General features: G+C 37.9%; 5 protein-coding genes and 2 pseudogenes. 3 read left to right on the plus strand and 4 right to left on the minus strand.

The window, feature by feature from the left end; genetic code table 11:
* Positions 1-127 precede the first annotated feature (127 nt).
* Both D5018_RS20760 and D5018_RS21850 read right to left on the minus strand, forming a co-directional pair.
* A pseudogene (locus D5018_RS20760) lies at positions 128-910 on the minus strand (transposase); the annotation flags it as partial.
* Positions 911-918: 8 nt separating this feature from the next.
* The gene (locus D5018_RS21850; RefSeq protein ID WP_165905138.1) at positions 919-1,080 is read right to left on the minus strand and encodes a hypothetical protein; all 162 of its coding nucleotides are present in this window, start codon (positions 1,078-1,080) and stop codon (positions 919-921) included.
* 177 nt (positions 1,081-1,257) lie between these two features.
* Between D5018_RS21850 and D5018_RS20765 the strand changes: the two genes are divergently transcribed.
* Both D5018_RS20765 and D5018_RS20770 read left to right on the plus strand, forming a co-directional pair.
* Positions 1,258-1,506 (plus strand): FAD assembly factor SdhE, encoded by a 249-nt coding sequence (locus D5018_RS20765; RefSeq protein ID WP_121840884.1) that lies wholly within the window; start codon positions 1,258-1,260, stop codon positions 1,504-1,506.
* Complete coding sequence (locus tag D5018_RS20770; RefSeq protein WP_133309365.1) at positions 1,487-1,915, plus strand: protein YgfX; 429 nt, start codon at positions 1,487-1,489, stop codon at positions 1,913-1,915. Before D5018_RS20765 ends, D5018_RS20770 begins: the two co-directional genes overlap by 20 nt.
* An 8-nt stretch (positions 1,916-1,923) precedes the next feature.
* Here the strand turns inward: D5018_RS20770 and D5018_RS20775 are convergent, their stop codons facing one another.
* Together D5018_RS20775 and D5018_RS20780 are read right to left on the minus strand one after the other, a co-directional pair.
* On the minus strand, positions 1,924-3,570 hold the full coding sequence (locus tag D5018_RS20775) for a hypothetical protein (RefSeq protein WP_133309366.1): 1,647 nt from the start codon (positions 3,568-3,570) through the stop codon (positions 1,924-1,926).
* A gap of 206 nt (positions 3,571-3,776) precedes the next feature.
* Positions 3,777-4,031, minus strand: a complete 255-nt coding sequence (locus D5018_RS20780; protein ID WP_133309367.1) for a hypothetical protein — start codon at positions 4,029-4,031, stop codon at positions 3,777-3,779.
* Positions 4,032-4,083: 52 nt separating this feature from the next.
* Between D5018_RS20780 and D5018_RS20785 the strand changes: the two are divergent.
* Positions 4,084-4,160 (plus strand): annotated as a pseudogene (locus D5018_RS20785) (IS200/IS605 family transposase); the annotation flags it as partial.

The following is a 4,160-nucleotide window of genomic DNA, read 5'->3' on the forward strand; positions in this document are numbered from 1 at the left end:
TTTGTCTGTGATCTTTTAGCTATGGCTCAGTGATCTATTTGCCATAATTGTTGTGATCTTTGTGTCTTGATTAGCCGTGAGTGATTATTGTTAAGTGTTAGGAAATATCAGTGCGAAATGACGGATCAAGATCACTGCATAACAAATAAAGCTCGCCTGTGCTTCCGTCTCTGTTTTTAAAGACTTGTTTGGATAGCAACAAAGCGAAATCCACTCCTGCTATCCAAACTTTTACAGATTGCCCTTTTTGAAATTCAAGCGTATCTACTCGTTGTGATATTTTGTGCCTTTTATCATCTTCACTCAACGATATCAGACGATTTGATTTACAGGCCATTACGAAATCTTTGTGGCAGTTGTGTTTGATATATCTCATATTTTCATTTGAACAAAACCAAGAATCGGCTAACACATATTCAAATTTGAGTTGGTTTTGGCAACTTATATGTAAAATTTCTCTAAAATCTTCATTTTTCGTTGTTTCAGAAGCTCTAAGTGGTTTCTTTGTTTTTAAATCACAATATTGAATCGGTTTTTCAATAAGCTTGTAAGAAACAGGAATAGATACGCCTTGCGTGTGATAAAGGCAGTTAAGTAAGTTTATGCCTTTAACTGTTCGCCCTTTTGTGTGGTCATAATGCCAAGTAACTAAGGCATCTTCACCTGTATAAGGTTTTTCTTCAATTGTGTCATCGAAAATCAATACCGCATCTTCTGACTCGATTTGTCTAACTGTAGGTTTCACCATTCCCCACAATGTCTTACTGGTAAAGTCATTCGTGGAGAGGAGTCTTGTTACCTGATCATGACTGTAAGCACCATCCAGCATTTCTGACATCCCTGTGGCTGTTGCTTGTCCAAAGCTGGAAAGTAGGTAATCGCTATACAGTTCTACTAATGCTTCGTTCATACCTCAGATTATGCACTAAATCTAAGGCTGGTGCGTAACATGAGTAAATAAGTTGTCATACCCGGAATGATGACGACAGAGGTGGCGAAGGCCATTGATATTGCAGCGAAATGACGGCTTTTCTTTGAGTTAAAGGTAACTCGGGTTGTTGGTTTGTCTACATTAGACATATCAGAGTCCGTGTGAATTAAATAAGCTGCTGAATAATAAACACTCTATAAGTTTCAGTAAATAATAAAAATGAGAATTGTTGCTATTATCAAGTGAGTTGGGGGATTCTTGAATGATTTATCTGTTGCTGGATAACTGATAAACTCGTCATAGTTTTGATTTATGAGGAAAACACTTTGGAATTGATGAACATTGCTCGCGTTAGATGGGCTTGTCGTCGCGGCATGCTGGAGTTGGATGTTATTTTTCAGCCATTTGTAGACACACATTATGAAAATTTGTCAGAGAAAGACAAAGTTATTTTCGTACGTTTACTGGAGTGTGAAGACCCCGAATTATTCGCTTGGTTTATGGGGCATGAAGACTGCCCTGATCCTGAGCTTGCTCAAATGGTTGTAACCGTTCGTGGCCGTCCAAAGCCATAGTTTTACTCTACAAGCTTCTTCTATGCAGCGAGTGGCTTTCATTGCTTTCGCTGCGCTTATCCTATCCAGCTTTTTAGCTTGGCCTGAATCGGAATATTTCGTTTTTTATGTCTTTCAAGTGACAGTATTTTTGTTCTGCTTATTTTGCTTAATCAATCAGTTTAAGACATTACATCAATGGAAATTGGCATTTCAATTAAGCGAGCTAGGTGAATTTAGAAAATACGATACAACAAGTACTTACAAAATTGAAAAACTGTGGGTTTCAGATTGGTTTTGTGCATTTTATTTGATGAGTGCAAATTCGAAAGGGAAATTAAAGCGAGTTAAAACTGTATTTGTCTTTAAAGATATGTTGCCAGATTCAAGCTATCGTCACTTGAGTCGACTGCTTTTATCTTGCGGCTAGAAAGCAAATCATACAACGACTTGAACCAGTTGTGCTGTTCTTTTTGCTTCTTCATTCTGCTCCATAATTCTTGTTACTTCATCATACTCCCTTTTATGCTTTTCTCTGTAAGGATTGAGATACTCATCGACTTCGATATTTGTGAGCATTAATGGATTTATCATGCGGATTGCTTTTTTTATTTCCATCTCTTGCTGCAGCGGATCCATACTATGCATGTTGGGGAGTACTTTACAAAGTTCAACGGCTGTTGCGACCGCATAACGAGTGCAATCATCATGGTTTTGAAAAGGCTGTAATTGTGTACGGTATACGTCATCTGCTTCCCAGTAAATACTACCAAATTTTGAGTCTACAATAATGGCTTTGTTATTCACATGAATAACCAACACGGTATGGCTTGGTCGCTTGACCCCAAATGTTGATCTTTCATTTATACCTAATAGCCCGATGTGGACTTTGGGTGAGCCTTTAAAATTTTGCTTTTGATTTTTAATAAATTTTGATAAGCCTTTTTGAGCAACATGATTGTGCTCATGCAAAAATTCGATGCCACTATGAGGAATGTTATTGACATCCATATAAACCTCGGGAGCATAAGTGACGTCCTGAGCTTCTATTTGTCCAACATGCTCAATGGATCTAAATGCCTCTCGATGCTGTTGAGCCGTTATTTCACTGACGGATATTTCTTCAATTTCATCGTCTTCATTCAATTCTTCAATAGTTTCTTCTTCAAGCAGTTCTTCAATAGGTTCTTTTTCAACTACTTCTGTTGTTGGCTCTGGTAAAGGCTCACTAGGCTTATTTCCATTCTCGTCTTCGATTGTTTCTTTTGCTGCATCTTTTTGTAAAGATGCGCTAAGCCAATTGTAATCCTTGTCTAGTATTTGTTGTCGTAAATAGCTATTGGATTCTGTAAGTAAGTTAAGATGTGTGCCTAGGTCAGACAGAAGATTTACTTTTTCTTTTCTCGTCATAAACGGCATTTCTGCTGCGATTTTTGCAGCTATTACCCTAGCGGTATCAACTTCATCTTCTGTGATTAAATGAAATCGATGAAACACCATGATTTTTAAGGTAGTGGCAAATGCTTTTACTCTTGCAGAAAACCGTTCAAGGAGAGACCGTTTCTCTGGAATTTTTGATAATGCAGTCAAGCCTACGCTAATTAATGACTGGCCGTTAGCAGCTTCCCTAGCGGCTAAGTTTTTAACAAGCTGTGGACGTGCCTGTGCAATATCGTGTAACAAGACGTTATTAACTCTAGAGGGGTGTTCGAATAGCGTGTGTAGAAAGGTATGCTCATTTTGGTCTCTAAGGAACATTGCATCAGTTGCGTTTTTCGAAGTCATTAGCAATCGAAACATTTCCCTACGATTTTGAACAGCTTCAGGGCACATTGGTCGTGTATCGTCAAATTCTATAGCGAAAAAAGAGTGAAAGAGTGTTTGACCTTGAGCGTTTTTCGTTCTGATATCGAACCCAGATTTACCAACAATACTATCCAGCAAGGCATAATCGTTACTATCAATTGCCTCTACTGCTTCTGAAAATAGTTGTGCTGTATTTGCATTTTCAGAGGCAGATGCATATTCAAATTCAAAAGAAATTGAATCATCTAGAGCTGTAATGTTTGGGGCAGTTTCTATCATGCCATAAAAAATTGTTGTTGGTGGTATGTTTAAGAATAATATTGAATGTAGCAAATAGAAGCTTTTTGTAGGCTTCATTGACAAAGTTTAATTTTTAAGCAATGTAATGTTGGTGCGGTAGGGAGCATTGAACCCTTATTCAATTTTGGTTTTTAGATAAGAATATATGCCGACTTAAGCTGTCAATACTTAAGTCGGCATTGAGGTTACTGAATAGCAAGCATAAACCTTTCAGTACTCACTACACCTTGTTCGCTATTGATTGCTGCCCATTCTGGTTGCTGGGTAAAGACCTTTGTGGTCATTACACTGTTGGCTAAACTAAGCAAAGTCAGCGTTTTAACTTCAGTAACATTATTGTTGCTATCTCTAAGCTCAATTCGGATTTTACTTGGGGTGACAAAGTTGTAGTTTCCTTGTTGAGTTGTTACGTTGTCGTTGTTCCATCGCTTTATACTCACTGTTAAATCTCTGAGGGTTTTATTCCCCGCAGCTTGCTGCGAAATTAGGTGAATGAGTGAGTTTATACACAAGAGTCATAACGTAACTGTTTTGTTATATCACCTAGTTTTCCCAGCAAAATACAGAAG

Origin of the sequence: Parashewanella curva (assembly GCF_003675895.1) — a bacterium.
GTDB classification, from domain to species: domain Bacteria; phylum Pseudomonadota; class Gammaproteobacteria; order Enterobacterales; family Shewanellaceae; genus Parashewanella; species Parashewanella curva.

Coding starts and splice junctions, on each gene's coding strand:
- D5018_RS21850 (WP_165905138.1), bottom strand. CDS start 1,080: ATGTCTAATGTAGACAAACCAACAACCCGAGTTACCTTTAACTCAAAG.
- D5018_RS20775 (WP_133309366.1), bottom strand. CDS start 3,570: ATGATAGAAACTGCCCCAAACATTACAGCTCTAGATGATTCAATTTCT.